General features: G+C 63.9%; 21 protein-coding genes. 13 read left to right on the plus strand and 8 right to left on the minus strand.

Going from position 1 to position 25,927, the window contains the following annotated elements:
- The first annotated feature begins 147 nt into the window (after nucleotides 1–147).
- Complete coding sequence (locus tag JVX98_RS21710) at nucleotides 148–1,140, plus strand: BMP family protein (protein ID WP_034804831.1); 993 nt, start codon at nucleotides 148–150, stop codon at nucleotides 1,138–1,140.
- Nucleotides 1,141–1,220: 80 nt separating this feature from the next.
- On the opposite strand, the gene JVX98_RS21715 is transcribed toward JVX98_RS21710, so the two are convergent.
- Nucleotides 1,221–1,430, minus strand: coding sequence for a SlyX family protein (locus tag JVX98_RS21715; RefSeq protein WP_192448208.1), 210 nt, complete (start codon nucleotides 1,428–1,430; stop codon nucleotides 1,221–1,223).
- Nucleotides 1,431–1,506: 76 nt separating this feature from the next.
- Nucleotides 1,507–2,238 carry a sulfate transporter family protein gene (locus tag JVX98_RS21720; protein ID WP_205237388.1) on the minus strand — a complete coding sequence of 244 codons (732 nt, stop codon included), beginning with the start codon at nucleotides 2,236–2,238 and terminating at the stop codon, nucleotides 1,507–1,509.
- 194 nt (nucleotides 2,239–2,432) lie between these two features.
- On the opposite strand from JVX98_RS21720, the gene JVX98_RS21725 reads away from it, so the two are divergent.
- Genes JVX98_RS21725 through JVX98_RS21735 form a run of 3 tightly spaced genes read left to right on the plus strand, consistent with a single transcriptional unit; the run spans nucleotide 2,433 to nucleotide 5,433 of the window.
- A complete protein-coding gene (locus JVX98_RS21725) occupies nucleotides 2,433–3,794 on the plus strand; it encodes an amidase (protein WP_205237389.1) in 1,362 nt (453 codons plus the stop codon).
- A complete protein-coding gene (locus tag JVX98_RS21730) occupies nucleotides 3,791–4,702 on the plus strand; it encodes an ROK family protein (RefSeq protein ID WP_205237390.1) in 912 nt (303 codons plus the stop codon). The genes JVX98_RS21725 and JVX98_RS21730 overlap by 4 nt, the downstream gene beginning before the upstream one ends.
- Nucleotides 4,699–5,433 carry a copper homeostasis protein CutC gene (locus JVX98_RS21735; protein ID WP_205237391.1) on the plus strand — a complete coding sequence of 245 codons (735 nt, stop codon included), beginning with the start codon at nucleotides 4,699–4,701 and terminating at the stop codon, nucleotides 5,431–5,433. The genes JVX98_RS21730 and JVX98_RS21735 overlap by 4 nt, the downstream gene beginning before the upstream one ends.
- An 82-nt stretch (nucleotides 5,434–5,515) precedes the next feature.
- Here the strand turns inward: JVX98_RS21735 and nagA are convergent, their stop codons facing one another.
- The 4 genes from nagA to JVX98_RS21755 are packed head-to-tail and all read right to left on the minus strand — an operon-like array spanning nucleotide 5,516 to nucleotide 9,373.
- Entirely contained in the window at nucleotides 5,516–6,676 is a 1,161-nt protein-coding gene (gene nagA, locus JVX98_RS21740) for an N-acetylglucosamine-6-phosphate deacetylase (protein ID WP_205237392.1), read from the minus strand.
- Nucleotides 6,673–7,695, minus strand: a complete 1,023-nt coding sequence (locus JVX98_RS21745) for an SIS domain-containing protein (protein WP_205237393.1) — start codon at nucleotides 7,693–7,695, stop codon at nucleotides 6,673–6,675. The genes nagA and JVX98_RS21745 overlap by 4 nt, the downstream gene beginning before the upstream one ends.
- Before the next feature lie 32 nt (nucleotides 7,696–7,727).
- Entirely contained in the window at nucleotides 7,728–8,492 is a 765-nt protein-coding gene (locus JVX98_RS21750) for a GntR family transcriptional regulator (RefSeq protein WP_034804855.1), read from the minus strand.
- Nucleotides 8,489–9,373, minus strand: a complete 885-nt coding sequence (locus JVX98_RS21755; protein ID WP_205237394.1) for an N-acetylglucosamine kinase — start codon at nucleotides 9,371–9,373, stop codon at nucleotides 8,489–8,491. Before JVX98_RS21755 ends, JVX98_RS21750 begins: the two co-directional genes overlap by 4 nt.
- A gap of 198 nt (nucleotides 9,374–9,571) precedes the next feature.
- Between JVX98_RS21755 and JVX98_RS21760 the strand changes: the two genes are divergently transcribed.
- From JVX98_RS21760 to JVX98_RS21800, 9 genes are all read left to right on the plus strand, one after another.
- Nucleotides 9,572–10,468: an N-acetylmuramic acid 6-phosphate etherase gene (locus JVX98_RS21760; protein ID WP_043626602.1), complete on the plus strand. Its 897-nt coding sequence runs from the start codon at nucleotides 9,572–9,574 to the stop codon at nucleotides 10,466–10,468.
- A 55-nt stretch (nucleotides 10,469–10,523) separates the two neighbouring features.
- Nucleotides 10,524–11,783, plus strand: coding sequence for an ABC transporter substrate-binding protein (locus tag JVX98_RS21765; RefSeq protein ID WP_192448215.1), 1,260 nt, complete (start codon nucleotides 10,524–10,526; stop codon nucleotides 11,781–11,783).
- A gap of 343 nt (nucleotides 11,784–12,126) precedes the next feature.
- Nucleotides 12,127–13,077, plus strand: coding sequence for a carbohydrate ABC transporter permease (locus tag JVX98_RS21770; RefSeq protein ID WP_043626608.1), 951 nt, complete (start codon nucleotides 12,127–12,129; stop codon nucleotides 13,075–13,077).
- A gap of 11 nt (nucleotides 13,078–13,088) precedes the next feature.
- Entirely contained in the window at nucleotides 13,089–13,928 is an 840-nt protein-coding gene (locus tag JVX98_RS21775) for a carbohydrate ABC transporter permease (protein WP_043626614.1), read from the plus strand.
- Complete coding sequence (locus JVX98_RS21780; RefSeq protein WP_205237395.1) at nucleotides 13,925–14,989, plus strand: Gfo/Idh/MocA family protein; 1,065 nt, start codon at nucleotides 13,925–13,927, stop codon at nucleotides 14,987–14,989. The genes JVX98_RS21775 and JVX98_RS21780 overlap by 4 nt, the downstream gene beginning before the upstream one ends.
- A gap of 13 nt (nucleotides 14,990–15,002) precedes the next feature.
- On the plus strand, nucleotides 15,003–16,004 hold the full coding sequence (locus tag JVX98_RS21785; protein WP_192448217.1) for an ABC transporter ATP-binding protein: 1,002 nt from the start codon (nucleotides 15,003–15,005) through the stop codon (nucleotides 16,002–16,004).
- A gap of 256 nt (nucleotides 16,005–16,260) precedes the next feature.
- The gene (locus JVX98_RS21790; RefSeq protein WP_205237396.1) at nucleotides 16,261–17,484 is read left to right on the plus strand and encodes an efflux RND transporter periplasmic adaptor subunit; all 1,224 of its coding nucleotides are present in this window, start codon (nucleotides 16,261–16,263) and stop codon (nucleotides 17,482–17,484) included.
- Nucleotides 17,485–17,494: 10 nt separating this feature from the next.
- Nucleotides 17,495–20,635, plus strand: a complete 3,141-nt coding sequence (locus tag JVX98_RS21795) for an efflux RND transporter permease subunit (protein ID WP_192448219.1) — start codon at nucleotides 17,495–17,497, stop codon at nucleotides 20,633–20,635.
- Between the two features lie 51 nt (nucleotides 20,636–20,686).
- Nucleotides 20,687–21,331, plus strand: coding sequence for a TetR family transcriptional regulator (locus tag JVX98_RS21800; protein ID WP_192448220.1), 645 nt, complete (start codon nucleotides 20,687–20,689; stop codon nucleotides 21,329–21,331).
- Between the two features lie 55 nt (nucleotides 21,332–21,386).
- On the opposite strand, the gene purU is transcribed toward JVX98_RS21800, so the two are convergent.
- Nucleotides 21,387–22,241 (minus strand): formyltetrahydrofolate deformylase, encoded by an 855-nt coding sequence (purU, locus tag JVX98_RS21805; RefSeq protein WP_205237397.1) that lies wholly within the window; start codon nucleotides 22,239–22,241, stop codon nucleotides 21,387–21,389.
- A gap of 236 nt (nucleotides 22,242–22,477) precedes the next feature.
- On the minus strand, nucleotides 22,478–25,486 hold the full coding sequence (gene polA, locus JVX98_RS21810; RefSeq protein WP_205237398.1) for a DNA polymerase I: 3,009 nt from the start codon (nucleotides 25,484–25,486) through the stop codon (nucleotides 22,478–22,480).
- Nucleotides 25,487–25,927 lie beyond the last annotated feature (441 nt).

The following is a 25,927-nucleotide window of genomic DNA, read 5'->3' on the forward strand; positions in this document are numbered from 1 at the left end:
AAAAATTTTGAGTGTTTTTTTGCCGTGACCGTGCAAGGATGCGCCACCCTAGCCCCAAGGAGAAGGGGGTGGGTTCCGCAGACAGGCTTCTGTCAGGGAGCCGGCGGGAGGACCCAATAAGATCAATAGCGACAACAGGGCTGCACGATGAAAAAAACAATTCTCGGTCTCTTTGCCTTTTCAATGATGTCCGCGACGGCACTGGCCGCCGACATCAAGCCGGCGATCATCTACGATCTCGGCGGCAAGTTCGACAAATCCTTCAACGAGGCTGCCTTTAACGGCGCCGAGAAGTTCAAGACGGAATCGGGTGTCGAATACCGCGAGTTCGAAATCGCCAACGACGCCCAGCGCGAACAGGCGCTGCGGCGCTTTGCCAGCGACGGCAACAGCCCGATCGTCATGGCCGGCTTCAACTGGGCGGCTTCGCTCGAAAAGATCGCCCCGGAATATCCGGATATCAAGTTCGCGATCATCGACATGGTCGTCGAGAAGCCAAACGTCAAGTCGGTCGTCTTCAAGGAACAGGAAGGCTCCTACCTCGTCGGCGTTCTCGCCGGTCTCGCTTCCAAGTCGAAGACCGTCAGCTTCGTCGGCGGCATGGACGTTCCGCTGATCCACAAGTTCGCCTGTGGCTACGTTGGCGGCGCGAAGTCGACCGGCGCTGACGTCAAGGTTCTGGAAGCCTACACCGGCACGACGCCGGACGCCTGGAACGACCCGGTCAAGGGCGGCGAAATCGCCAAGTCCCAGATCGACCAGGGCTCGGATGTCGTCTACCACGCAGCCGGCGGCACCGGCGTCGGTGTTCTGCAGGCAGCTGCGGACGCGGGCAAGCTCGGCATCGGCGTCGATTCGAACCAGAACGCCCTGCAGCCGGGCAAGGTCCTGACCTCGATGCTGAAGCGCGTCGACGTCGCCGTCTACGAAGCCTTCACGGCGGCCAAGAACGACAAGTTCGAGTTCGGCATTTCCAATCTCGGCCTCAAGGAAGACGGCGTCGGCTATGCCCTCGACGACAACAACAAGGCTCTGATCACGCCTGAGATGCTCGACGCGGTGGAAAAGGTGAAGGCCGAAATCATCGCCGGCAAGGTCCAGGTCCACGACTACATGAGCGACGAGTCCTGCCCCTACTAAGAGCAGCGCTTGCGTCATAAAAAAGGCCGCCGGTTCGTTGGACCGGCGGCCTTTTGTTTGTCCTGACTTGATCGCGGCGATCAGTAATGCGGCGGCTTCGTAATGGCCGGCGCGTCGAGCGACTGCTCTTCGAGCGACAGGAACCTTTCGGTCAGCCGGTCGAGCTTGGCGCGGGTCTGCTCGACCACCTTCCACTGCTCGGCAAGCTGATCGGAAAGCTCCTCGATGGTCTTGGCCTGGTGGGCCACGGTCTCCTCGAGGCGGGTGATCCGTTCGTCCGTGTTGCTCATTCCTGCAAACTCCATGGGCGCGCAGCGCCGTTTGCCGGCAGATTGGCCACCGCCGGCCTTATGTCAAGCAACAGCCTTACGCCTTCGCCGCGACACGCAGCGAGAACCCGGGATCTTTCGCCGACAGCCGCTTGTGCAGATGCACCATCAGGCCGGCGGCAAAGAGCGGCGTCAAAAGGTTGACGAAGGGTACCGCCAGGAAGCCGGCGAGCAGCAGCCCGGCGAGAAAGACCGTCGAGCGATGCTTTTCCCGGAAGAGCCGCGCCTCCGCCGGCGCGCGATAGCGCATCGCCGCAAACTCGAAGAATTCGCGGCCGAGCAGATAGCCGTTGACCAGGAAGAAGGCGACGAGATTGACGCCCGGAACGAGCAGCAGCACGAGCGCCAGGAGGTTGCCCAGGATGACGACGCCCAGGAACTTCAGCGAGCCGGCAATCGCCTCGCCGAGCGGCAGCGGCCGGCCCTGGGGCTCGTTCGGATAGTCACGCTTCTCGATGACATCGGCGACGTCGTCGAGGAAGAAGCCGGCAATGAGCGCGGTGACGGGGGCAAGAAGCAAGGCGAGCACGAGGGCCAGGCCAAGGCTTGCGAAGATGCCGAGCACGAAGGTCAGCCAGCCGGCCCAGACTGGCGTGCCCGGCATCAGCGTGTCGATCCACGGCAAGGCCAGCCAGATGAACACTTCGCGCACCGCAAACCACAGGGCGACAAGCGCGAGGACCGTCAGCCCCAGCACCTTCCAGAAGACCGATCGGGTCTCGGATGCAAACAGGTTGGCAAGCGACAGCCGCGCCGCGTCCAGGATCATCATCGCTCTCCAGCATGGGCCAAGGTTCGATGGTGCATGTAGGCAGAGGCGCTACCGGCGACAAGATCGTTCCGGCGGGCACCCGTCTTTATGCAAGATTCATGCACCTCATCTAAGGGAAGCATGGAAAACGCCGGGAGCGGCGATATTGTAGACATATGGGATGCCGGCAGCAGCGCTCAGCGGAGGATGACATGACAGAACAAAAGACACTCGCCAGCCTTTCCGTGCTGGTGCAGAGCGGCAAGCTGGATCCGGTGGAGCTCGCCACGGAAACCTATGCGGCGATCGACGCCCACGGCGATTACGCCATCTTTGTCGAGCTGACGCCGGAGCGCGCGACACGGGATGCGGAGGCTGCCTCGAAGCGTCTGAGGGCCGGGCGGTCGCTCGGCCTGCTCGACGGCCTGCCGGTCGCCTGGAAGGATCTGTTCGACACCGCCGGCAGCGTCACGACCGCCGGGTCGGCGGTGCTGCGCACGAACGCGCCGGCCACGAGCGACGCACCCGTCGTCGCCGCCGTTTCCGCCGCCGGCATGGTCAGTGTCGGCCGCACCAATCTCAGCGAATTCGCCTTCTCCGGCCTTGGCATCAACCCGCACTACGGCACGCCGCGCAACCCCGTCGCCACCGACGTCGAGCGCATTCCCGGCGGCTCGTCGTCGGGCTCGGCGGTCGCGGTTGCGGCCGGGCTGGTGCCGGCGGCCATCGGTACCGACACCGGCGGATCCGTCCGCATTCCCGCAGCCTTCACCGGCATCGTCGGCTACAAGGCGACACGCGGCCGCTATGCGATGAAGGGCATCTTTCCGTTGGCAGAAAGCCTGGATTCGCTCGGGCCCCTTTGCCACACGGTGCAGGATGCCGTCTGGGTGGACGCCGCCATGCACGGGCTGACGGCGCCGACCGTGCGCCGCGCCGACCTCTCGGGCGTCGCGCTGGTGATCCCGGAAACGGTGGTCTTCGACGATGCGGAACCGGAGGTCGTCGAAGCCTTCGAGGACGCGATCAAGCGGCTCGAGAAGGCGGGCGTTGCCGTCAGCCGCCGCGCTTTCCCGTCCTTCTCGGCCGTGTTCGGCCTGATGGCCCGTCATGGCGCCCTGGTGACGGCGGAGGCCTATGCGCTGCACCGCGAGCGTCTGGCCGGGCCCGAGGCCCATGCGATGGATCCACGCGTCGTCGCCCGCACACGGCTCGGCGAGAAGATCTCCATGCCCGACTACATCGCGCTCCTCGACGCGCGCGACCAGCTGATCCACGAGACGGTCGAAAGTCTGAAGCCGAACGAACTCATCGCCCACCCGACGCTGCCCCATGTCGCCCCACCGATCGCGCCGCTTCTCGAAGACGACGAACTGTTCTTCAAGATCAACGGCAAGACGCTGCGCAACACCTCGATCGGCAACTTCCTAGATTTCTGCGGCATCTCCATTCCTTGCGGGCTCGGGGCGGCGGAAATGCCGGTCGGCTTCCAGCTTGCGGCCCCGCATCACCAGGACGACCGGCTGCTTTCGGTGGCGCTTTCGGCCGAGGCGATCATCCGGGGTGAGGCATGATCGTCTGTTTCGATATCGGCGGCTCTGCAATCAAAGGCGCGATCGTGCATTCGCGCGACCGGATCTTTCCGCTGCCGCGCCGAACCACGCCGCTTACCAATTTCCGCCAGTTCGTGCAGGCGCTCGAATCGGTCCTCGACGAAGCGGGCGGACATCCGGCTTGCGTCGCGATCTCGATCACGGGCGTCATCGATCCCGAGACGCAGCGCATCAAATGCGCCAACATTCCCTGCATCGACGGGCTCGAACTGGTTGCTGAACTCGAGGCGGCGCTGCATCTGCCGGTGAAGATCGCCAATGACGCCGACTGTTTTGCGCTGGCCGAGGCCGGAGCGGGTGCAGGGCGCGGTCATCGCATCGTCTTTGGTGCCATCCTCGGCACCGGGGTCGGCGGCGGCCTGGTCATCGATGGCCAGCTGATCAATGCCGATGGCGGCTTTGCCGGCGAATGGGGCCATGGTCCGGCGATCGCGTCGGAAGCCGGCGATCCGCCCATCGCCATTCCCGCCTATGCCTGCGGCTGCGGCCAGAAGCGCTGCGTCGATACCGTCGGCGGCGCCCGCGGGCTGGAACGGCTGCACCAGACCGCTCACGGCAAGACGCTTTCGAGCCAAGAGATCATCGAGGCCTGGAAGGTTGGCGACGCCGAGGCGAAACGCACGGTCGAGCTCCTCGTCGACCTCGTCAGCTCGCCGCTGGCGCTGGTCATCAACATAACCGGGGCAACGATCGTGCCCGTCGGCGGCGGCCTTTCCAATGCCGAGGAGTTGCTTACCGAGATCGACAGGGCGGTGCGTAGCCGGATTCTGCGGCGGTTCGACCGGCCGTTGGTTGTGCGCGGCGAATGCCGGATCGAGCCCGGCCTCATCGGCGCGGCGCTACTCGGGCTTTCAGGAGACAAGGCATGAGCGACATCAAACTCGAAGTCTGCGTCGACGATGCCGACGGGCTTTACGCGGCCATCGAAGGCGGCGCCGACCGGATCGAGCTTTGCGCCGCCCTTTCCGTCGGTGGCCTCACGCCCAATCCCGGCCTTATGGCGCTGGCTGGCCCGCCACGAGTGCCCGTCTACGCGATGATCCGGCCGCGGCCCGGCGACTTCATTTTCTCAACCGCCGACCTCGATGTGATGCGTCGCGATATCGACGCGGCGCGAGACGCCGGTCTGGCCGGTGTCGTGCTCGGCGCGTCGCTGGCCGATGGCCGGCTCGACGCGTCGATGCTCATCAAACTCACCGGCCACGCGGCCGGGCTCGGCATGACGCTGCACCGGGCGTTCGATCTCGTGCCAGATTTTGCCGAGGCGATGGAAACGGCGGTGGAACTCGGCTTCGAACGCATACTGACCTCGGGCGGCGCGAAGAGCGCGCCGCAGGCGATCGACCGCTTGGCGGACATCATCGAGCGTGCAGCCGGGCGATTGTCGATCATGCCCGGGTCCGGCGTGACGCTGGAAACCGCGGTTGCCCTCTTAAGTAAACTGAGTGTCGGCGAGATTCACTCCTCCTGTTCCGTTCGTGAGCCGGCTCAGGATCCGCGACTGGTGGAGATGGGCTTCGTCTCCGCCGACCGGCGTCGCACCGATGCGGACACGGTGCGAGCGATGAAGGCGAAGCTTGCGGCCCTTAGCCCGCGCTAACAAAAAAGCCCCAAAAAAAGACCCGGAGAGCGAAGCGCTTTCCGGGTCTTTCTGTCAGGTCTTGTTGTCCGTGACGTCGCAATCAGGCTGCGTAAACCTGCGTGCCGCCGATCCAGGTGGAACCCATGCCGAGTTCCGGCGTGAGCAGCACGAAATCGGCATCCGCTCCGGGCTTCAACCGGCCCTTGTGAGTGGCGAGACCCATGGCGTCGGCCGGATAGGCGGAAGCCATGCGCAACGCTTCCTCGACCGGCAGGCCAAGCTTTTCGTGCACGAAACGAACCGAGGACAGCATGTCGATGTCGGCACCGGCGAGCGTGCCGTCGGCAAGCGTCAGGCGGCCGCCCTCGCGCAGGATTTCGCGGCCGTTGAGCTGGAAGCTCTTCATGTCGGTGCCGATCGGCGACATCGCGTCGGTGACCAGGAAGATCTGGCCCGGCCCCACCTTGGCGCGCAGCGCCACGCCCATCGACGCCGGCTCGACGTGATAGCCGTCGGCGATCATGCCCGCATGCAGCGTGCCGGTGGCAAGCGCTGCACCGACCACGCCCGGCTCACGATGGCCGAGGCCGCTCATGGCGTTGAAGAGATGGGTTACTGTGCGTGCGCCTGCCTTGGCGTAGGCGACCGCGGTTTCATAGCCGACATCCGTATGGCCGAGGCTGACGACGACGCCGGCGTCAGTAAGCGCCCGCACCTGCTCCTTCGTGGCGTTTTCCGGCGCCACGGTCACCATCAGGACACCGAGCGCCCTGGCGCAATCGAGCATTTCGGCGAGATCGGCGTCGTCCATCGGGCGGATCAGTTTCGGATCGTGCGCACCCTTGCGCACGACCGAAAGATGCGGGCCTTCGAGATGCAGCCCGAGGAAACCGGGCACGCCGGCAGCCTTGGCCTCAAGGCCGGCCTTGATGGTGGCGCTTCTGATTTCGCGCGTATCGGTGATCAGCGTCGGCAGAAGTGCCGTCGTGCCGAACTTGGCATGGGCCGAGCAGATCTGCCGGATGCCTTCGACCGTCGGCTCCTCGTTCAGAAGCGCACCACCGCCGCCGTTGACCTGCAGGTCGATGAACCCCGGCACCAGAAGCATGCCGTGAGCATCGATCCGCTCGGCGTCGGCGGGAACGTCGGCTGACGCCACGATCGCCTTGACCCTGCCGGCCTCGATCACGAGGGCGCAGCCGTCGTGCCATTCGACGCCGTCGAACAGGCGGGCGCCGGTGATTGCCTTCCTCTCGCTCATCTCGTCTCCGTTACCTTCTTGAGGCTTGCGGGCGCATCGGGGTTGAGACCGCGCGAACGCGACCAGGCCTCGACGAAGCCGTAGAACGGCAGGATCAGCGTCAGCGCGTCGGTGATCGGGTGGCCGGTCTCGACGAAGGGCAGACGCTTGGCCTTGGCGGCGAGGTTCGAAGTAGCATGAACCACCGCGCCCTTTTCCGCCATACCGTCGGCGATGCCGGCGACCGAGGTCTCGGCCGCATCGCGAGCCGCGAGCGTCAGCACCGGGAACTTGGCGCCGACGAGCGCCACGGGTCCGTGCAGCACTTCAGCCGCGGAGTAAGCTTCCGCGTGCATGCCGGAGGTTTCCTTGAACTTCAGTGCCGCTTCGCTGGCGATGGCGAGCGCCGGGCCTCGGCCGAGCACGTAGAGCGATTCGGCTTCGCCGAGATCGTCGGCAAAGGCCTGCCAGTCGAGCTTGACGGCCTTGGCAAACTGGTTCGGCAGGTCGGCGACCGCACGCTGAAGCGCCGCATCACCGGTCCACTCGCCGAGCACGGCAAGGCCGGCGACGATCGAGTTGACATAGGACTTGGTGGCGGCGACGGCGAATTCCGGACCGGCCAGGATGTCGAGCGGGTTGGTGCAAGCCTCGGAAATCGGCGAGGGCAGCGTGTTGGTAAGCGCGATCGAGACCGCGCCGGCATCGGTGGCAGCCTTCGCCATGGCGACGATGTCAGGGCTCTTGCCCGACTGCGAAATCGCGATCGCTGCGGCGCCGCCGAGCTTCAGCTTGGCACCGTAGATCGAGGCGAGCGACGGGCCGAGCGAGGCGACGGGCACGCCGGCCTGCAGCTCGATCGCATATTTGAGGAACAGCGCCGCATGGTCGGAGGAGCCGCGGGCGATGGTGACGAGGAAGGCCGGATCCTTGGCGCGGAGTGCCGCGCCGGCAGCCTTGAGCTGGTCGGCGGAGCGTTCCAGCAGACGCTGGGCGGCTTCGGGGATCTCGTCGATTTCTCGGCGCATATTGGTCTGCATGGTCAATTCCCTTTCTTGGCGGAGCCGTCGCTTTAGGATTCCGACAGCGTCAGTTCCGCGACAAAGTCATAGGCATCGCCCCGGTAGAGCGAGCGGGTGAATTCGACGACGCGTCCCGATGCGAGATAGGAAACACGTTCGATGGAAAGGCCGGCCGAACCGACGGCGACGCCCAGCATCGAGGCATCCGGATCCTTGATGTTGCAGGCGGAGATACGCTGCACGGCGCGAACCGGTCGCGAGCGAGTCTTGTCGAGCGCAGTATAGAGCGACGAGGTGACGGCCTGCGGGTCCGGCAGGAACTCCGCCGAAATGCTGGCGCGTTCGATCGCAAGCGGCATGTCGTCGGCGATGCGTAGGCGCCCGAGGCGGGCGACCAGCGCGTCGGCCGGAAGGCCGAGCGCCATCATTTCATCCGGCGAGGGATGAAACAGGCCGCGCTCCAGCCAGCGGGCATGGGTGTTCAGGCCACGGCGGGCCATGTCCTCGGTGAACGAGGTCAGCCGCGACAACGACTGCTGCACCTTGGAGACCGGCTTGACGACGAAGGTGCCGGAGCCGTGGCGGCGAACCAGCAGCCCGTCGCGCACGAGATCGTCCACCGCCTTGCGCACGGTGACGCGGCTGATATTGGCGTAGTCGGCAAGGTCGCGCTCCGGCGGCAGAGCGTCGCCGTGATTGAGCTTGCCCGACTGGATCGCGTCTTCGAGCGATTGCCTGAGCTTGAGATAGAGCGGCCCCGACCCTCCGGACTGCAGGCCCTCGAGCGGCAGAATGGAAGCGAGCTGGTGCGTCATGCCCCTGCCCTCGCCTGGGTGCCGAAACGCTGGGCGGCAACGGCGACCGATCCGGTCAGCGCGTCGGCCTCCGCTTCGACGAGCAAGGCCTGATGCCGATCGGCAAGCCAGGGGCGATAGAGCGGCGCCAATCCACCGAGAAGGCACAATCTGTCGCAGCCCCTTGCGACGACGACATCAAGTGCCTCGTCCACTGTAAGCGCGGCGGCCTTCAGGATGCGCACGGCAACCGGATCACCGGATGCGGCCCCCTCGAACACGCGCGGCGCATAGCGGCCGAATTCGCCGGGCTTGGCGAGGCGGGCGAAATCGACGACGTCCCGCGCGTCGTTGTTGAATTCGGCAAGGACCGATGCCGTCACCGCCGAGGCTTCATGAATATTGTCGAAGGCAAGCAGGCTTTCCTGCAGAAGCGCGTGGCCGATGCGGGCGCCGCTGCCATGGTCACCGATGGTGAAGCCCCAACCGCCGACATAGCTGACGGTTTCGCCCTGGCGCAGGATATAGATGCTGCCGGTACCGAGAATGGCGACCGCGCCGTCACGATTGCCGAGCGCGCCCTGGAGGGCGATCAAGCCATCGGATTCGATATCGGCGGCGGCGAACGGAAGGCGGCGCTTCACATAATGCACGGCGTCGCCGACATTGTGCCCGGCGACACCGACGATCGCCTTGGCGGCGCTAATACCCAGGGGATCAAGGCCCGCCTCTACGAAAGCGGCGCGTGCGGCCTCACCGATATTGGCAAGCGCGGTTTCCGGATCCGTCAGGATATTGGCGGCGCCGGACTTGCCGCGCCCGAGAATGCGCCCGTCCGCCGTTGCCACGGCAGCCCGGCAGCTCGTTCCGCCGCCATCGATTCCGATCAGGTAATTTGCCATGAGCACCTCCGCCCATTGAGGATACCAAAAAAATACCAATATCCAAGCCTGAATCCGCCCACCGTTTCGATTTCGTTGCAATACGTTGAAATCTAAGGGCTAATTTAGCTGTTTAGTTTTTTCAGGCGCCAAAACTTAAATTCTGCTGGACAATTGGTATTTTTTTGGCATTAATTTGACCAAGAGGAGACACAACCCATGCCGTCAGCCAAGACCGAAGAGCGCCACGACAACGCCAAAGGCCTGGATCTTATGCATCCGGCGCTGGCGCTCCGGCTGCTCGCGTCCGGCCAGCAGGCGGCCGCCAAGGCCGTCGACGCGGCGATCGAGTCGATCTCGGCTGCCGCATCGATCGCGGCCGAATCCCTCGCATCCGGCCGGCGTCTCGCCTATGCCGGCGCCGGCAGTTCCGGCCTGATGGCCATGGCCGACGCGCTCGAACTGCCCGGCACCTACGGCATTGCCCAGGACCAGATCGTCGTTCTGCTTGCCGGCGGCACCGCCAGTCTCAGCGACCTTGCGGGCGGCTACGAAGACGACATGGACCTTGCCCGTGAAGACGTGCGCAAGGCCGGCATCGGCGCGGGCGACTGCCTCGTTTCCGTTTCCGCCAGCGGCTCCACCCCTTACGCGCTTGCTGCGGCCGACGAGGCCCGCAAGCTCGGCGCCAAGGTGATCGGGGTCGCCAACAATCCGGGTGCGGCGCTGTTCAAGGACGCCGACGTGTCGATCCTTCTGCAGACTCCGCCGGAAGTGGTTTCCGGCTCGACCCGCATGGGCGCCGGCACCGCGCAGAAGATCGCCTTCAACATGTTCTCGACGCTGGTCGGCATTCAGCTCGGCCACGTGCTCGACGGCCACATGGTCAACCTGCGCGCCGACAATATCAAGCTGCACGGCCGCGCAATCCGCATCGTTACCGACATTACCGGCATCAGCGCTGCCGAGGCCGGCCGGCTGATCAACATGGCCTCCGGCTCGGTCAAGGTCGCGATCCTGCTCGCCTCTGGCGCAAAGGACGTTGCGGTCGCGGAGGCGGCACTGAAAGAGACCAGGCAGAATCTGCGCCAAGCGATCGACATCGTCTCGGCCTGAGTAATTCCGGGATCCAAACCGCGCCGGAGGGCGCTTATAAAGAGGGAGAAACTGCATGATCCGTACGACAATCAAAGGCCTGCTGCTCGCTTCGAGCATTCTCGGCACGGCCGGGCTGGCGCACGCCGAGGACGTGACGCTGACCATCGAAAGCTGGCGCAACGACGACCTGGCGATCTGGCAGGAAAAGCTGATCCCGGCGTTCGAAGCCAAGCACCCGGGCATCAAGGTCAAGTTCGCGCCGACCGCGCCGACCGAGTACAACGCCGCACTCAACGCCAAGCTCGACGCCGGCTCCGCAGGCGATCTCATCACCTGCCGTCCGTTCGACGCCTCGCTCGAGCTTTACAACAAGAAGCACCTCGCTGACCTGACGGGTCTGGCCGGCATGGAGAACTTCTCGCCGGTCGCCAAGTCCGCCTGGACCACCGACGACGGCAAGGCCACATTCTGCGTGCCGATGGCTTCGGTCATCCACGGCTTCATCTACAACAAGGACGCCTTCGACCAGCTCGGCATCCAGATCCCGACGACGGAAGCGGAATTCTTCGCCGCCCTCGACAAGATCAAGGCCGACGGCAACTACATCCCGATGGCGATGGGCACCAAGGACCTCTGGGAAGCCGCGACCATGGGCTACCAGAACATCGGCCCGACCTACTGGAAGGGTGAAGAAGGCCGCGCCAAGCTGATCAAGGGCGAAGAGAAGCTGACCGACGACGCATGGGTCGAGCCCTATCGCGTTCTTGCCAAGTGGAAGGATTATCTCGGCGACGGCTTCGAAGCACAGACCTATCCGGACAGCCAGAACCTCTTCACGCTCGGCCGCGCTGCAATCTACCCGGCCGGCTCGTGGGAAATCGGCCTGTTCAACACGCAGGCCCAGTTCAAGATGGGTGCCTTCCCGCCGCCGGTGAAGAACGCCGGTGACGCCTGCTACATCTCCGACCACAACGACATCGGTGTCGGCCTGAACGCCAAGAGCGCGCATGCCGAAGAAGCCAAGAAGCTGCTGACCTGGATCTCCTCGCCGGAATTCGCCGAAATCTACGCCAACGCGCTGCCGGGCTTCTTCAGCCTGAACTCGACGCCGGTGAAGATGGCCGATCCGCTCGCCCAGGAATTCGTCTCCTGGCGCGAAAAGTGCAAGCCGACGATCCGCTCGACCTACCAGATCCTGTCGCGCGGCACGCCGAACCTGGAAAACGAGACCTGGGTCGAATCGGCCAACGTGATCAACGGCACGGATACGCCTGAGGTTGCCGCCGAGAAGCTGCAGAAGGGCCTCGACGGCTGGTACAAGCCGGCGAAGTAAGACGTAAGCGCAACAGGTTCCCTCCCCTTGACGGGGGAGGGTCGGCCCTACAGCGCCGCACGTCCTGGACGTGCATAGAGCACCTTAAGCCGGATGGATTTAAGGATGCCGTGGGGACCGGGCGGGGCGACATGCCGAATGACGGCACTCCCCCAGCCGAAGCGTCACCGGCCTCCCCCAGTGGGAGGCCGCCGACGCAGTCGTTTGCAAAAGAACGCGATAGACTTAACCTTCGTCATGAGCCCTCGATAAAGGGGCAGACGGCATGCGGCGCGACCGGCCGCGTGGCGCCGGTGCGCATCATGATTGCCTGGGGACCGGTCTTCTAGAAACGGATGGATCCATGAGTGACGCTCTTTCAGTGCAAGACGGACAGCCGACCGCAAGGCGGCCGAAACGCTGGCACATCCTCGTCTTCCTGCTGCCGGCCTTCCTGGTCTATTCGGCGGTGATGATCCTGCCGTTGATCGAGACGCTCAGGCTTTCGCTGTTCAACACGGTCGACGGCCAGCCGGCCTTTGTCGGCCTTGCGAATTTCCAGACGCTGTTCGGCGACGAACGCTGGGCGCACGATTTCTGGAACGCGCTGAAGAACAACGTCATCTTCTTCATCATCCACATGTGCGTGCAGAACCCGATCGGCGTCGCGCTCGCCGCCATGCTGTCGATCCCGAAGCTGCGCTTCGTGACCTTCTACCGCACGGCGATCTTCCTGCCGACGCTGCTCTCCTTCGTGATCGTCGGCTTCATCTGGAAGCTGATCCTGTCGCCGATCTGGGGCGTTGCACCCGGCATGCTCGATCTCGTCGGCCTGAAGTCGCTGTTTGCCCCCTGGCTCGGCAAGCCCGGCTCGGCGCTCGTCACCGTGTCGCTGATCTCGGTCTGGCAATATGTCGGCATCCCGATGATGCTGATCTACGCCGCCCTGCTCAACATTCCGGATGAGGTGATCGAGGCTGCCGAATGCGACGGCGTCACCGGCTGGAGCCAGTTCTGGAAGATCAAGCTGCCGCTGATCCTGCCAGCCATCGGCATCATCTCGATCCTGACCTTCGTCGGCAACTTCAACGCCTTCGACCTGGTCTACACGGTGCAGGGCGCCCTTGCCGGCCCAGACGGCTCGACCGACATTCTCGGCACGTTGCTCTACCGCACCTTCTTCGGTTTCCAGCTGCAGCTCGGCGACCGCTCGATGGGCGCGACGATCGCCACGGTGATGTTCCTCATCATCCTCGCCGGCGTCTCGCTCTACCTCTTCGTCATTCAGCGCCGCATGCGCCGCTACCAGTTCTGAGGAGACCGGAGATGTCGAAAGCACGCGATTCATTTCTCCGCACCGGCTTCGTGCATGCAGCGCTCATCGCCTACACGCTCATCTCGCTGTTCCCGGTGTTCCTGACGATCATCAACTCGTTCAAGGATCGCAACGCGATCTTCCGGGCGCCGCTGACGATCCCGACGCCGCAGACCTTCAGCCTGATCGGCTATGAAACGGTCCTCGGCCAGGGCGACTTCGCCACCTATTTCCAGAACAGCTTCATCGTCACGATCGTCTCGATCGCACTGGTGCTGCTCTTCGGGGCGATGGCCGCCTTCGCGCTGTCGGAATACCGCTTCCGCGGTAACACGCTGATGGGGCTTTATCTCGCGATCGGCATCATGATCCCGATCCGCCTCGGTACCGTCGCCATTCTGCAGGGCATGGTCGCTGCCAACCTCGTCAACACGCTGACGGCGCTGATCCTCGTCTATACCGCCCAAGGCCTGCCGCTCGCGATCTTCATTCTCTCGGAGTTCATGCGCACGGTCTCCGATGACCTGAAGAACGCCGGACGCATCGACGGGCTGTCGGAATATTCGATCTTCTTCCGCCTGGTTCTGCCGCTCGTCCGGCCGGCCATGGCAACGGTCGCGGTCTTCACCATGATCCCGATCTGGAACGACCTCTGGTTCCCGCTGATCCTCGCGCCGGCGGAAGCGACCAAGACGGTGACGCTCGGCTCGCAGATCTTCATCGGCCAGTTCGTCACCAACTGGAACGCGGTTCTGGCGGCGCTGTCGCTCGCCATCCTTCCGGTTCTCGTCCTCTACGTCATCTTCTCGCGGCAACTGATCCGCGGCATCACGGCAGGAGCAGTCAAGTGAGTGCAAGCAGCAAACCGGTCCGGGTCCTCGTCGCGGGGCTCGGCAACATGGGGCGCAGCCATGCGCTCGCCTATCACAACAATCCCGGCTTCGAGATCGTCGGCCTCGTCAACCGTTCGAAGGTACCGTTGCCGGAGGAACTGAGCGGCTACACGATCCATCCGGACTTCAAGGCGGCTTTGGCCGAACTGAAGCCCGAGCTCTGCTCGATCTGCACCTATTCGGACAGCCATGCCGACTTTGCGGTCATGGCGTTCGAGGCCGGCGCCGACGTCTTCGTCGAAAAGCCGCTCGCGACCACCGTCGCCGACGCCGAGCGCGTCGTCGCGGCGGCGAAGAAACACGGCCGCAAGCTGGTGATCGGCTACATCCTTCGCCATCACCCCTCGTGGATCCGGCTGATCGCCGAAGCGCGCAAGCTCGGCGGCCCCTATGTCTTCCGCATGAACCTGAACCAGCAGTCGAGCGGACCGACCTGGGAGACGCACAAGTCGCTGATGAAGACGACGTCGCCGATCGTCGATTGCGGCGTGCACTATGTCGACGTCATGTGCCAGATCACCGACGCCAAGCCGGTGGAAGTGCGCGGCATGGGGCTTCGCCTCTCCGACGAGATCGCGCCCGACATGTACAATTACGGCCACCTGCAGGTGATCTTCGAGGATGGTTCGGCCGGCTGGTACGAAGCCGGCTGGGGACCGATGATCTCGGAGACCGCCTTCTTCGTGAAGGACGTGATGTCGCCGAAGGGATCGGTGTCGATCGTCATGGACCAGAATGCGAAGTCCGACGACATCGACATGCACACCAAGACCGCGGTGATCCGGCTGCACAATGCCGAAACCGGTCCCGATGGCCGATTCCTCAAAGCCGACGAGGACCTGAAGATGGACGGCGAACCCGGCCACCAGGAACTCTGCGACCGCGAACAGGCCTATGTGCTGAAGGCCATTCGCGAAAACATCGACCTCGACCGTCACATGAACGACGCCGTGCAGTCGCTCCGCATCTGCCTTGCAGCAGACGAAAGCGTGCGCACCGGCAGACCAGTCAAACTTTAAAGGGGGCAACCAGGTGGGATCGCTTCAACTCAAATCCATCCGCAAGGCCTACGGTAGCCATGAGGTGCTGAAGGGCATCGACCTCGAGGTGAAGGACGGCGAATTCGTCATCTTCGTCGGCCCGTCCGGCTGCGGCAAGTCGACCTTGCTGCGCACCATCGCCGGTCTCGAGGACGCGACCTCCGGCAGCGTGCAGATCGACGGCACGGAAGTCGGCCATGTGGCGCCCGCCAAGCGCGGCATCGCCATGGTGTTCCAGTCCTACGCGCTCTATCCGCACCTGTCGGTGAAGGACAATATGGGCCTTGGCCTGAAGCAGGCAGGCGCGCCGAAGGCGGAGATCGAGGACAAGGTCGGCAAGGCAGCGAGCATGCTGTCGCTCGATCCCTACCTCGCCCGTCGCCCGGCCGAGCTTTCCGGCGGCCAGCGCCAGCGCGTGGCGATCGGCCGCGCGATCGTGCGCGAACCGAAGCTCTTCCTGTTCGACGAGCCGCTTTCGAACCTCGATGCGGCCTTGCGCGTCAACACCCGGCTCGAGATTGCCCGGCTGCATCGCAGCCTGAAGGCAACGATGATTTACGTGACCCACGACCAGGTGGAGGCGATGACGCTCGCCGACAAGATCGTCGTCCTCAACGCCGGCAAGATCGAGCAGATCGGCTCGCCGATGGACCTCTACAACAGGCCTGCGAACGTCTTCGTCGCTGGCTTCATCGGCTCGCCGCAGATGAACTTCATCGAGGGCGCCCGGCTCGGCGATGTCAAAGCCAAGACGATCGGCATCCGCCCGGAGCACATGGCGCTTTCGCGCGAGAGCGGCGACTGGAAGGGCAAGGTGGTGCATGTCGAGCACCTCGGGGCCGACACCATCGTCTACATCGACAGCGAGCAGGTCGGCACCATCACCGTCCGCCTCTTCGGCGAACACCGCTACGCGCCTGACGACATCGTCTATGCGACGCCGACGGTCGGCGCCATGCACCGTTTCGGCGACGACGACCGCGTTCTCGCCTGATCCGCTTTGAGGCCGAGGCCTCATCACAGCTACGTGAAAAGCAACCGCCCTGGGCTTAAACCCCTGTGGCGGTTGATTTATTTTTTGATTGTCCGTGCTGAACGACTCTGTTGCGCCGCAAAGCAATTTAACATACATTTGTGTTTGTATATTAGCTTTCCGGTATTTTCCCCAAGCGATACCGGTTTTGCTCCCCTTCACTTCCGGACCGTACGGGCACCTTGCGAGATGCACCTGTCGCCTGCGGTCACCGAATATGGACATCGCTATGCGCATGAACCGACCGACACTGGCCGCCGCCTTGGCAACTGTGATTCTTCTTTCCGGCTGCCAGAAAGAGGAAGCACAACAGGGCGCCGCCGCATTCCCACCGTCCGCCGTCGCGGTCTTCACGACCAAGGCCGAAACCCTGCCGATCACCAACGAGCTGCCGGGCCGCATCGCCGCGACCCGCGTCGCCGAGGTCCGTCCGCGCGTTTCCGGCATTGTCGTCGAACGCGTCTTCCAGCAGGGCTCCAAGGTCAATGAGGGCGATGTGCTTTACCGCATCGATCCTGCGCCCTTCCGCGTTCAGGTCGAAAAGGCAGAGGCAACGCTTCGGCGTGCCCAATCCATTCGCCAGCAGGCCCAGCAGAAGGCCGATCGCCAGGAACAGCTGAGGAAGGCGAACGTCGTCGCCGCGCAGCAATTGGAAGATGCGGCTGCGCTGCTTGCGACCGCCGACGCCGATGTCGCGATCGCAGAAGCCGGCCTCGCGGCGGCCAAACTCGACCTGCAATATGCCGACGTGACGGCGCCGATCAGCGGCCGCATCGGCCGTGCGCTGATCACCGAAGGCGCGCTTGTCAGCACCAACAGCTCGGAAAACCTCGCGACGATCCAGCAGCTCGACCCGCTCTACGCCGACTTCACCCAGTCGGCGACCGACCTCATCCGCCTGCGCAAGGCACTCGAGGACGGCAAGATGATGAACGGTGACGGCCAGGAAGCCGAAGTCCAGCTGGTGCTCGACGACGGCACGGTCTACGAGCACAAGGGCAAGCTCCTGTTCTCGGAAGCCGCCGTCGATGCGACGACCGGCCAGGTAACCCTGCGCGGTGAGTTCCCGAACCCCGACAACGACCTGCTTCCCGGCATGTATGTTCGCGTGCTCGTGCAGCAGGGCGTCGAGAAGGACGCGATCACCGTTCCGCAGCAGGCCGTCCAGCGCAACAATGCCGGCCAGTCGCAGGTCTATATCGTCGGCGCCGACAACAAGGTCGAGTTCCGCAACGTGACCCTCGGCCGCACGATCGGCACCCGCTGGCAGGTGACCTCCGGTCTCAAGGCCGGCGAGAAGGTCATCGTCGAGGGCTTCCAGAAGATCGGCCCCGGTGCCCCCGTCGAACCGACGGACTGGAACCCGGACGCCAAGCCGACTGCCGAAGCAGCGCAGACGGCGGCCTCTGCCGACGAAAAGCCCGCTGAAGCCACAAAGTGAGTGCTGATTAATGCCCAGTTTTTTCATCGACAGGCCTATTTTTGCCTGGGTGGTGGCGATCTTCATCATGCTCGCCGGCATCATCGCGATACCGCTTCTGCCGGTATCGCAATATCCTGATGTCGCACCGCCGCAGATCTCGATCAACACGAGCTATCCCGGGGCGTCGTCCCAGGACACCTACCAGAGCGTCACTCGGCTGATCGAAAATGAGCTGAACGGCGTCGAAGGCCTGCTCTATTTCGAGTCGACCTCCAGCGCCTCCGGCTCGGTCGAAATCAGCGCCACCTTTGCACCGGGCACCGACCCGGGACAGGCGGCCGTCGACATTCAGAACCGCGTTCGCCGCGTCGAACCGCGCCTGCCCGATTCGGTCAAGCGCCAGGGCGTGCAGGTCGATGAAGCCGGCTCCGGCTTCCTGATGATCGTCGCGCTCACCTCGACCGACGGCCAGATGGACGCCATCGCTCTCGGCGACTATCTCAGCCGCAACGTTCTGAACGAAGTCCAGCGCGTGCCCGGCGTCGGCCGTGCGCAGCTGTTTGCCACCGAACGCTCGATGCGCATCTGGCTCGATCCGGACAAGATGCTCGGCCTCAATCTGACGGCTGCCGACGTGACCAATGCGATCCAGGCCCAGAACGCCCAGATCGCATCCGGCTCGATCGGCGCCCAGCCGAACCCGATCACACAGCAGATCAGTGCCCCCGTCGTCGTCAAGGGCCAGCTGTCGAGCGCCGAGGAATTCGGAGCGATCGTGCTTCGCGCCAATCCGGACGGTTCCTCCGTTCGGCTGCGCGATGTCGCCCGCGTCGAAATCGGCGGCGAGAGCTATGCGTTCTCGACCCGCCTGAACGGCAAGCCGTCCGCGGCTATCGCCGTGCAACTGTCGCCGAGCGGCAACGCCATGTCGACATCGGCCGCGATCAAGGAGCGCATGGACGAACTGTCGAAGTTCTTCCCGCAGGGTCTCGAATATTCGGTTCCCTACGACACTTCGCCGTTCGTTGCCGTATCGATCGAGAAGGTGCTTAAGACGCTGCTCGAAGCCGTCGCGCTCGTCTTCGTCGTGATGTTCCTGTTCCTGCAGAACATCCGCTACACCATCATCCCGACGCTCGTCGTTCCGGTCGCCCTGCTCGGCACCTGCGCGGTGATGCTGGCGATGGGCTTTTCGATCAACGTGCTCACCATGTTCGGCATGGTGCTGGCTATCGGTATTCTCGTCGACGATGCGATCATCGTCGTCGAAAACGTCGAACGCATCATGTCCGAAGAGGGACTGACGCCGAAGGACGCAACCCGCAAGGCGATGAAGCAGATCACCGGCGCCGTCATCGGTATCACGCTGGTTCTGGCTTCGGTGTTCATTCCGATGGCCTTCTTCCCGGGCGCCGTCGGCGTGATCTATCGCCAGTTCTCGCTGACGATGGTCGTGTCGATCCTGTTCTCGGCGCTGCTTGCCCTGTCGCTGACGCCAGCCTTGTGCGCCAGCTTCCTCAAGCAGGTTCCCAAGGGCCACCACCACGCCAAGCGCGGCTTCTTCGGCTGGTTCAACCGCTCGTTCGACAAGACCTCGCATGGCTATAGCGGCATCGTGAAGCGCCTGGTCCACCGGACCGGCCGTTACATGATCATCTATGTCGCCGTGCTTGCCGGCCTCGGCTGGCTGTTCATGAAGCTGCCGTCGTCGTTCCTTCCGGACGAAGATCAGGGCTTCGTGATCGTCATGATGCAGCTTCCCTCCGAGGCGACGGGCAACCGTACGACCGAGGTGGTTGAGCAGGCCGAGAACATCTTCGGCAAGGAGCCGGCTGTCGAACGCATCATCGCGATCAACGGCTTCTCCTTCTTCGGCACCGGACAGAACGCAGCGCTCGCCTTCGTGACGCTGAAGGACTGGAGCGAACGCGACGCCGACAATGCTGCTCAGTCGATTGCCATGCGGGCAACGATGGCTATGAGCCAGATCAAGGATGCGATCAGCTTCGCGCTGTCGCCGCCGGCGATCCAGGGCCTCGGCACCACAGGCGGCTTCTCCTTCCGCCTGCAGGATCGCGGCGGCCTCGGCGAAGCGGCTCTGTCGCAGGCCCGGGACCAGCTTCTCGGCCTTGCGGCTGAGAGCAAGATCGTCACCGGCGTTCGTTTCGAAGGCATGCCCGATGCGGCTCAGGTCAGCGTGACCATCGACCGCGAGAAGGCCAACACCTTCGGGGTTACCTTCGCCGATATCAACTCGACGATCTCGACCAACCTTGGCTCGTCCTATGTCAACGACTTCCCGAATGCCGGCCGCATGCAGCGCGTGACGGTGCAGGCGGACGAGGGTCAGCGCATGCAGACGACTGATCTGCTGAACCTCAACGTTCGCAATGCCAATGGTGGCATGGTGCCACTCTCGGCCTTTGCGACCGTCGAGTGGGTCAAGGCATCGACCCAGACGATCGGCTACAACGGCTACCCGTCGGTGCGTATCAGCGGCGAAGCAGCCCACGGCTACTCGTCGGGTGACGCGATCGCCGAGATGCAAAGGCTTGCGGGCGAGCTCCCGGCAGGCTTCGGCTACGAGTGGACCGGCCAGTCCCTGCAGGAAATCCAGTCCGGTACCCAGGCGCCTCTCCTGATCGCGCTGTCGTGCCTTCTGGTGTTCCTGTGCCTTGCCGCCCTCTATGAGAGCTGGTCGATCCCGGTCGCGGTGATCATGGTCGTTCCGCTCGGCGTCATCGGCTCGGTTCTCGCCGTGATGATGCGCGACATGCCGAACGACGTGTACTTCAAGGTCGGCCTGATCGCGATCATCGGCCTCTCGGCCAAGAACGCGATCCTGATCATCGAGTTTGCCAAGGAACTGCGCGAGCAGGGCAAGTCGCTGATCGACGCGACGCTGGAGGCGGCACACTTGCGCTTCCGGCCGATCCTGATGACGTCGCTGGCCTTCACGCTCGGCGTTCTGCCGCTCGCGATCGCCACGGGTGCCAGCTCCGGCAGCCAGCGCGCCATTGGCACGGGCGTCATGGGCGGGATGATCTCGGCAACGGTGCTCGCCATCTTCTTCGTTCCTGTCTTCTTCGTGTTCGTCACGAAGCTGTTCAGCCGAAAGAAGGTGGAAAACACACCGACAGCCGCAGAAAACCCCACACCCGCCGAGTAAAACAAGATTGGACGGCCCGCCTCTGGCGGGCCGTCGCATGAGGAGGAATGAATGCGCCGAACAAAGGCCGATGCAGAAGCAACGAGGCAGAAGATCCTGAGCGCCGCCGAGCGCGTCTTCTACGAAAAGGGCGTCTCGAACACGACGCTGGAAGAAATCGCCAAGGCCGCCGGCGTGACCCGTGGCGCCATCTACTGGCACTTCGCCAACAAGACCGACCTGTTCCTCGCGCTGCACGACGCTGTGCCCCTGCCGCAGGAAGACATGGTCGCCCGCGAGATCGAAGCGGAAGCTGCCGACACCCTCTCCATCCTCGAAGGCGCCATGGGCGACTGGCTGGATGTGCTCGCCGCCGACGAGCAGCGCCAGCGTATCCTTACGATCATGCTGCGCACCAATTACGACGGTGACCTCGGCGAAGTGCTCGCCCGCCAGAAGGAACTCGACGAGCACCATAACGTCGTGCTCGAACTCGCTTTTTCCCGCGCGCTCGCCAAGGGGCAGATGCACGAGACCTGGACCCCGGCCTCGGCGACGCGGACGCTGCACTGGATGATGCTGGGGCTCTGTACGGAATGGCTGCTGTTCGGCCGCCGCTTCGACCTGGCAGCCGAGGGGCGCGAAGGCCTGAGCCGGCTGTTTGCCAGCTTCCGCGCGCCGGCCGTTACGGCAACGGCCGTGGTCGCACGCCTGTAACCACCGTAGCCGGCACTCCAGAAAGTACCGGCTACACGAGGGCCTTCCGGACCCCTTAGCTGAACACCACGGTCTTGTGGCCGTTGAGCATGACGCGCCGCTCCAGGTGCAGCTTGACGGCGCGCGCCAGCACTCGGCTCTCGATATCGCGACCGGTGGCGACGAAATCTTCCGCTGTCAGCGCATGGCTGACGCGCTCGGTTTCCTGCTCGATGATCGGCCCCTCATCGAGGTCCGGCGTAACGTAATGCGCGGTCGCCCCGATCAGCTTCACCCCGCGCTCATGCGCCTGATGATAGGGCTTTGCCCCCTTGAAGCTCGGCAGGAACGAGTGGTGGATGTTGATCGCCTTGCCGTAGAGGCGCTTCGACAGATTGTCCGAGAACACCTGCATGTAGCGGGCAAGGATGACGAGATCGGCGCCGGTCTCCTGAACCAAGCGCAGAAGCCTTTCCTCCTGCTCAACCTTGTTGTCCTTCGATACCGGCCAACAGTGATAGGCGAGCCCTTCGGCCTCGGCCGTGCGCCGGCTGTCTTCGTGGTTGGAGACGATGGCGACGACCTCCGCGTTCAGCCAGCCCACACGGATCTGGTAGAGCAGGTGCAGCAGCGCGTGGTCGAACCTGGATACGAGAACGAGGATCTTCGGTTTGACCGCAGCATCCGTGAGCGTGGTCCGCATCTGGAAGCGCTCGACCGCCGGGTGAAGCGCCCGCTCGACATCACCTGCCTGAACGCTCGCTGCAACCTGAAAGGCGATGCGCATGAAGAAGCTGTTGGTCCTGGTATCCCAGAACTGATTGCTCTCGGCGATGTTTGCGCCAAGGGCGGCAAGCTCCGTGGTGACGGCGGCGACGATGCCGGGTTTGTCGTCGCAGGACAGGACAAGAATGAAAGTCTTCGGCGCCATGATCTCCTCCGATTGCAGCCGTTTCGGACGAGGCTTCCGGCCCCTTCCCTAGGGCTGCCTATGAGGAGTCGAACGCGCCGGCAATCGTTCCGGCTGCGGCGGCCTACGCTTTCTATCATCCTGATGGAAAGGCGCCCGGGAGCATGAAATGCCCCCGGGCGCTGCAAGATTCGTCGCATCCGACTTTTGAGGTTTTCTGAGAGGATTCCATCAGAAAACCCGTGTGTACGACCGGATCAGTGCGCCTCGTCCCAATTGGTCGCCGCGCGCGCGTCGACCTTCAGCGGCACCTTCATGTCGAGCGCCGGCATGGCGGCGTTCTCCATCACCGAGACGACGACCGGAATGGTCTTTTCGACCTCTGCGTCCTCGACTTCGAAGATCAGTTCGTCGTGCACCTGCAGCAGCATGCGAGCCGAAAGCTTCGCCTCCGCAAGCGCCGGCTCCATCTTGACCATGGCGCGGCGGATGATATCGGCGGCCGAGCCCTGGATCGGCGCGTTGATCGCTGCGCGCTCGTTGAAGGCGCGATGCGAGGGGATCGACGAGCGGATGTCGGGATAATGCGCGCGACGGCCGAAGATCGTCTCGACGTAGCCGTGCTCGCGGGCAAACACCTTGGTGCCTTCCATGTAGTCGCGAATGCCCGGGAAGCGCTCGAAATAGCGCTTGATGTAGTCGCTGGCTTCCGAGCGTTCGATCGACAGCTGGTTGGCAAGACCGAAGGCAGAGATGCCGTAGATGATGCCGAAGTTGATCGCCTTGGCGCGCCGGCGGATTTCGCCGGGCATGCCCTCGACCGGCACGCCGAACATTTCCGATGCGGTCATCGCATGGATGTCGACGCCGTCGGCGAAGGCCTGGCGCAGCTGCGGGATATCGGCGACGTGGGCAAGCACGCGCAGTTCGATCTGGCTGTAGTCGGCCGAGAGCAGCTTGTGGCCCGGCGTCGCGATGAAGGCGGTGCGGATCTTGCGGCCTTCGGCGGTGCGCACCGGAATGTTCTGCAGGTTCGGGTCGGACGACGACAGGCGGCCGGTGGTCGTGGCGGCAAGCGCATAGGACGTGTGCACGCGCTTCGTCTGCGGATGGACGAAGCCCGGAAGCGCATCGGTGTAGGTGGACTTGAGCTTGGTCAACTGCCGCCAGTCGACGATCTTGCGCGGCAGCTCGTGCCCTTCGGCTGCCAGGTCTTCCAGAACCTGCGCCGAGGTCGACCATTGCCCGGTCTTGGTCTTCGAGCCGCCGGCAAAGCCCATCTTGCCGAAGAGGATATCGCCGAGCTGCTTCGGCGAGCCGATGGTGAAGGTTTCGCCGGCGAGCTTGTAGATCTCGTCCTCGAGACCGGCCGCACCCTGGGCGAGCTCGCCCGAAAGCCGCGACAGGATCTGGCGGTCGACGGTGATGCCGCGGTTTTCCATGCGTGCCAGAACGTCAACCAGGGGCCGCTCCAGACGCTCGTAGACGCGCGTCAGTCCCTTGGCGGCCAATCGGGCCTTCAGGATATGCCAGAGCCGCAGCGTGACGTCCGCGTCCTCGGCGGCGTAGGCGGTCGCCCGGTCAATGTCGACGAAGTCGAAGGTCACCGACGACTTGCCGGTTCCGGTGATGTCCTTGTAGGCGATCGGCTTGTGGTTCAGCCAGCGCTCGGACAGCGAGTCCATGCCATGGGTGCCGTTGCCGGCATCGACGACGTAGGACATCAGCATCGTGTCGTCGAAGCTTTCGACGGTGACGCCGTGCCGCTTCATCACGAGGTAGTCGTATTTCAGGTTCTGCGCGACCTTGAGGACGGACGGGTCCTCCAGCAGGCGCTTCAGCCGGCTCAAGGCTTCGGCGACCGGGACCTGGTTTTCGGCGAGCCCGCCGCCGAGCAGGTCGCCGACGCCGGTCTTGTGGATCAGCGGCACATAGGCCGCCCGGATGGAAGCGCCGGTCGGATCGGCCCTGTGGTCGGCAATCGCCAGCGAGAAGCCGACGAGGTCGGCCTGCATGGCATCGAGCGAGGTCGTTTCCGTGTCGAAGCCGACGACACCGGCTTCGCGCGCGTCCGATATCCACCGGTCGAGGGTGGCGATGTCGCGGATCGTCACATAGGCGCTCCGATCCATCGGCGCCTTGGCGAAGATTTCAGCGCGCGCGGCAGCGAGCGCCTCGGGCGTCGCGTCCGCGCCATTCGCTTCGGCGCCACGCGACAGGACGGCGGCCGCTTCCGCGGCCTCGCCACGGGCGACAGCCGCCGTGGAAGAGCCTTCGCTGACCTTCGCCGCTCCATCGCCCTTGTCGAGATCAGGGCCGCGCGCATCGGCGCCCCATTCCACCGGCACTGCGGCTGCTTCGACGGCATCGGCGTCCGTGCCGGTCGCAGCGGCAACACGACGTGTCAGCGTGGTGAATTCCATCGCCTTCAGAAAGGCGATCAGCTTGGGACCGTTCTGCGGCTCCAGGCTCAGATCTTCCAGCGGAACGTCGAGCGGCGTGTCGGTCTTGAGTTCGACGAGTTGTCGCGACAGCCGCGCGAGGTCGGCATTGGCGATGATGTTTTCGCGGCGCTTGACCTGCTTGATCTCGCCGGCGCGGGCCAGCAGCGTTTCGAGATCGCCGTACTCTTCGAGCAGCTGTGCGGCCGTCTTCGGGCCGATGCCGGGAATGCCGGGCACGTTGTCGGTGGAATCACCGGTCATCGCCTGCAGATCGATCATCTTTTCCGGCGGCACGCCCCATTTCTCGATCACTTCCGGGATCGAGATCTGCTTGTCCTTCATGCTGTCGTACATCGACACGTTCGAGGTCACGAGCTGCATCAGGTCCTTGTCGGACGAGACGATGGTGACGTCGGCGCCGGCGGCTTCCGCAAGCCGGGCGTAGGTGGCGATCAGGTCGTCGGCCTCATAACCTTCCTTCTCGATGCAAGGCAGGTTGAAGGCGCGCGTCGCGTGACGGATCAGGCCGAACTGCGGGATCAGATCTTCCGGCGGCGCCGTGCGGTTTGCCTTGTACTGATCGTAGAGCGCGTTGCGGAAGGTCTTCGACGAATAGTCGAAGATAACCGCGAAATGGGTCGGCGTAACGCCGACCGACGTGTCACGCGCATCGGTGAGCAGCTTCCACAACATGTTGCAGAAACCCGATACCGCGTTGACCGGAAGGCCATCGGATTTGCGGTTGAGCGGCGGGATGGCGTGGAACGCCCGGAAGATGAATCCGGAGCCGTCGACGAGGAAGAGATGATCACCGTTTTTCATGGGCAAATGGATAGCGCGGGGCAAGCCAAAGGTCCATTGCGGTTTTCCCGCCAGACACTACATTCTCCACCAGCCGCGGTAGCCGCGATCGCCACCGCGGATTGCGGAAACGGGGGTCGATTTCGCCCTGGGATCGAGCGCCTGAAGGCTTCGCAAGCGGCCGTTCAGCTTCACGCAAACGTTACGTATTTGTAATGTCCGATTCAGCCCTGGTATCCTTGAAAAGCCACATTTGAATCCTCAAATCTTAGTCAACGGCACCGAGTGATGCCGTCTTCTGGTGATTGGCCTGTCCCCCGCCCGCACCAGATGAGGACAAAGGCCTTATCCCCCTCTCCGGGCCTTTGTCCCGTTTTCAAAAGACCGTCACGGCGCCGCCTCCGCACCGTGACGGTTTTTTGTTTCTGCCGTCCGATCACCTCCGCTCAAATCCCGGTGAAC

The sequence above is a fragment of the Ensifer sp. PDNC004 genome, assembly GCF_016919405.1.
In the GTDB taxonomy this organism is placed as follows: Bacteria; Pseudomonadota; Alphaproteobacteria; order Rhizobiales; family Rhizobiaceae; genus Ensifer.

Bases quoted from the DNA above. Each gene is read 5' to 3' on its own strand.
- JVX98_RS21720 (WP_205237388.1), bottom strand. From the start codon at position 2,238: ATGATCCTGGACGCGGCGCGGCTGTCGCTTGCCAACCTGTTTGCATCC.
- JVX98_RS21755 (WP_205237394.1), bottom strand. From the start codon at position 9,373: ATGGCAAATTACCTGATCGGAATCGATGGCGGCGGAACGAGCTGCCGG.
- JVX98_RS21765 (WP_192448215.1), top strand. From the start codon at position 10,524: ATGATCCGTACGACAATCAAAGGCCTGCTGCTCGCTTCGAGCATTCTC.
- polA (WP_205237398.1), bottom strand. From the start codon at position 25,486: ATGAAAAACGGTGATCATCTCTTCCTCGTCGACGGCTCCGGATTCATC.
- JVX98_RS21745 (WP_205237393.1), bottom strand. From the start codon at position 7,695: ATGCAGACCAATATGCGCCGAGAAATCGACGAGATCCCCGAAGCCGCC.
- JVX98_RS21770 (WP_043626608.1), top strand. From the start codon at position 12,127: ATGAGTGACGCTCTTTCAGTGCAAGACGGACAGCCGACCGCAAGGCGG.
- JVX98_RS21735 (WP_205237391.1), top strand. From the start codon at position 4,699: ATGAGCGACATCAAACTCGAAGTCTGCGTCGACGATGCCGACGGGCTT.
- JVX98_RS21760 (WP_043626602.1), top strand. From the start codon at position 9,572: ATGCCGTCAGCCAAGACCGAAGAGCGCCACGACAACGCCAAAGGCCTG.
- JVX98_RS21730 (WP_205237390.1), top strand. From the start codon at position 3,791: ATGATCGTCTGTTTCGATATCGGCGGCTCTGCAATCAAAGGCGCGATC.
- JVX98_RS21775 (WP_043626614.1), top strand. From the start codon at position 13,089: ATGTCGAAAGCACGCGATTCATTTCTCCGCACCGGCTTCGTGCATGCA.
- nagA (WP_205237392.1), bottom strand. From the start codon at position 6,676: ATGAGCGAGAGGAAGGCAATCACCGGCGCCCGCCTGTTCGACGGCGTC.
- JVX98_RS21800 (WP_192448220.1), top strand. From the start codon at position 20,687: ATGCGCCGAACAAAGGCCGATGCAGAAGCAACGAGGCAGAAGATCCTG.
- JVX98_RS21795 (WP_192448219.1), top strand. From the start codon at position 17,495: ATGCCCAGTTTTTTCATCGACAGGCCTATTTTTGCCTGGGTGGTGGCG.
- JVX98_RS21715 (WP_192448208.1), bottom strand. From the start codon at position 1,430: ATGAGCAACACGGACGAACGGATCACCCGCCTCGAGGAGACCGTGGCC.
- JVX98_RS21790 (WP_205237396.1), top strand. From the start codon at position 16,261: ATGGACATCGCTATGCGCATGAACCGACCGACACTGGCCGCCGCCTTG.
- JVX98_RS21750 (WP_034804855.1), bottom strand. From the start codon at position 8,492: ATGACGCACCAGCTCGCTTCCATTCTGCCGCTCGAGGGCCTGCAGTCC.
- purU (WP_205237397.1), bottom strand. From the start codon at position 22,241: ATGGCGCCGAAGACTTTCATTCTTGTCCTGTCCTGCGACGACAAACCC.
- JVX98_RS21725 (WP_205237389.1), top strand. From the start codon at position 2,433: ATGACAGAACAAAAGACACTCGCCAGCCTTTCCGTGCTGGTGCAGAGC.
- JVX98_RS21710 (WP_034804831.1), top strand. From the start codon at position 148: ATGAAAAAAACAATTCTCGGTCTCTTTGCCTTTTCAATGATGTCCGCG.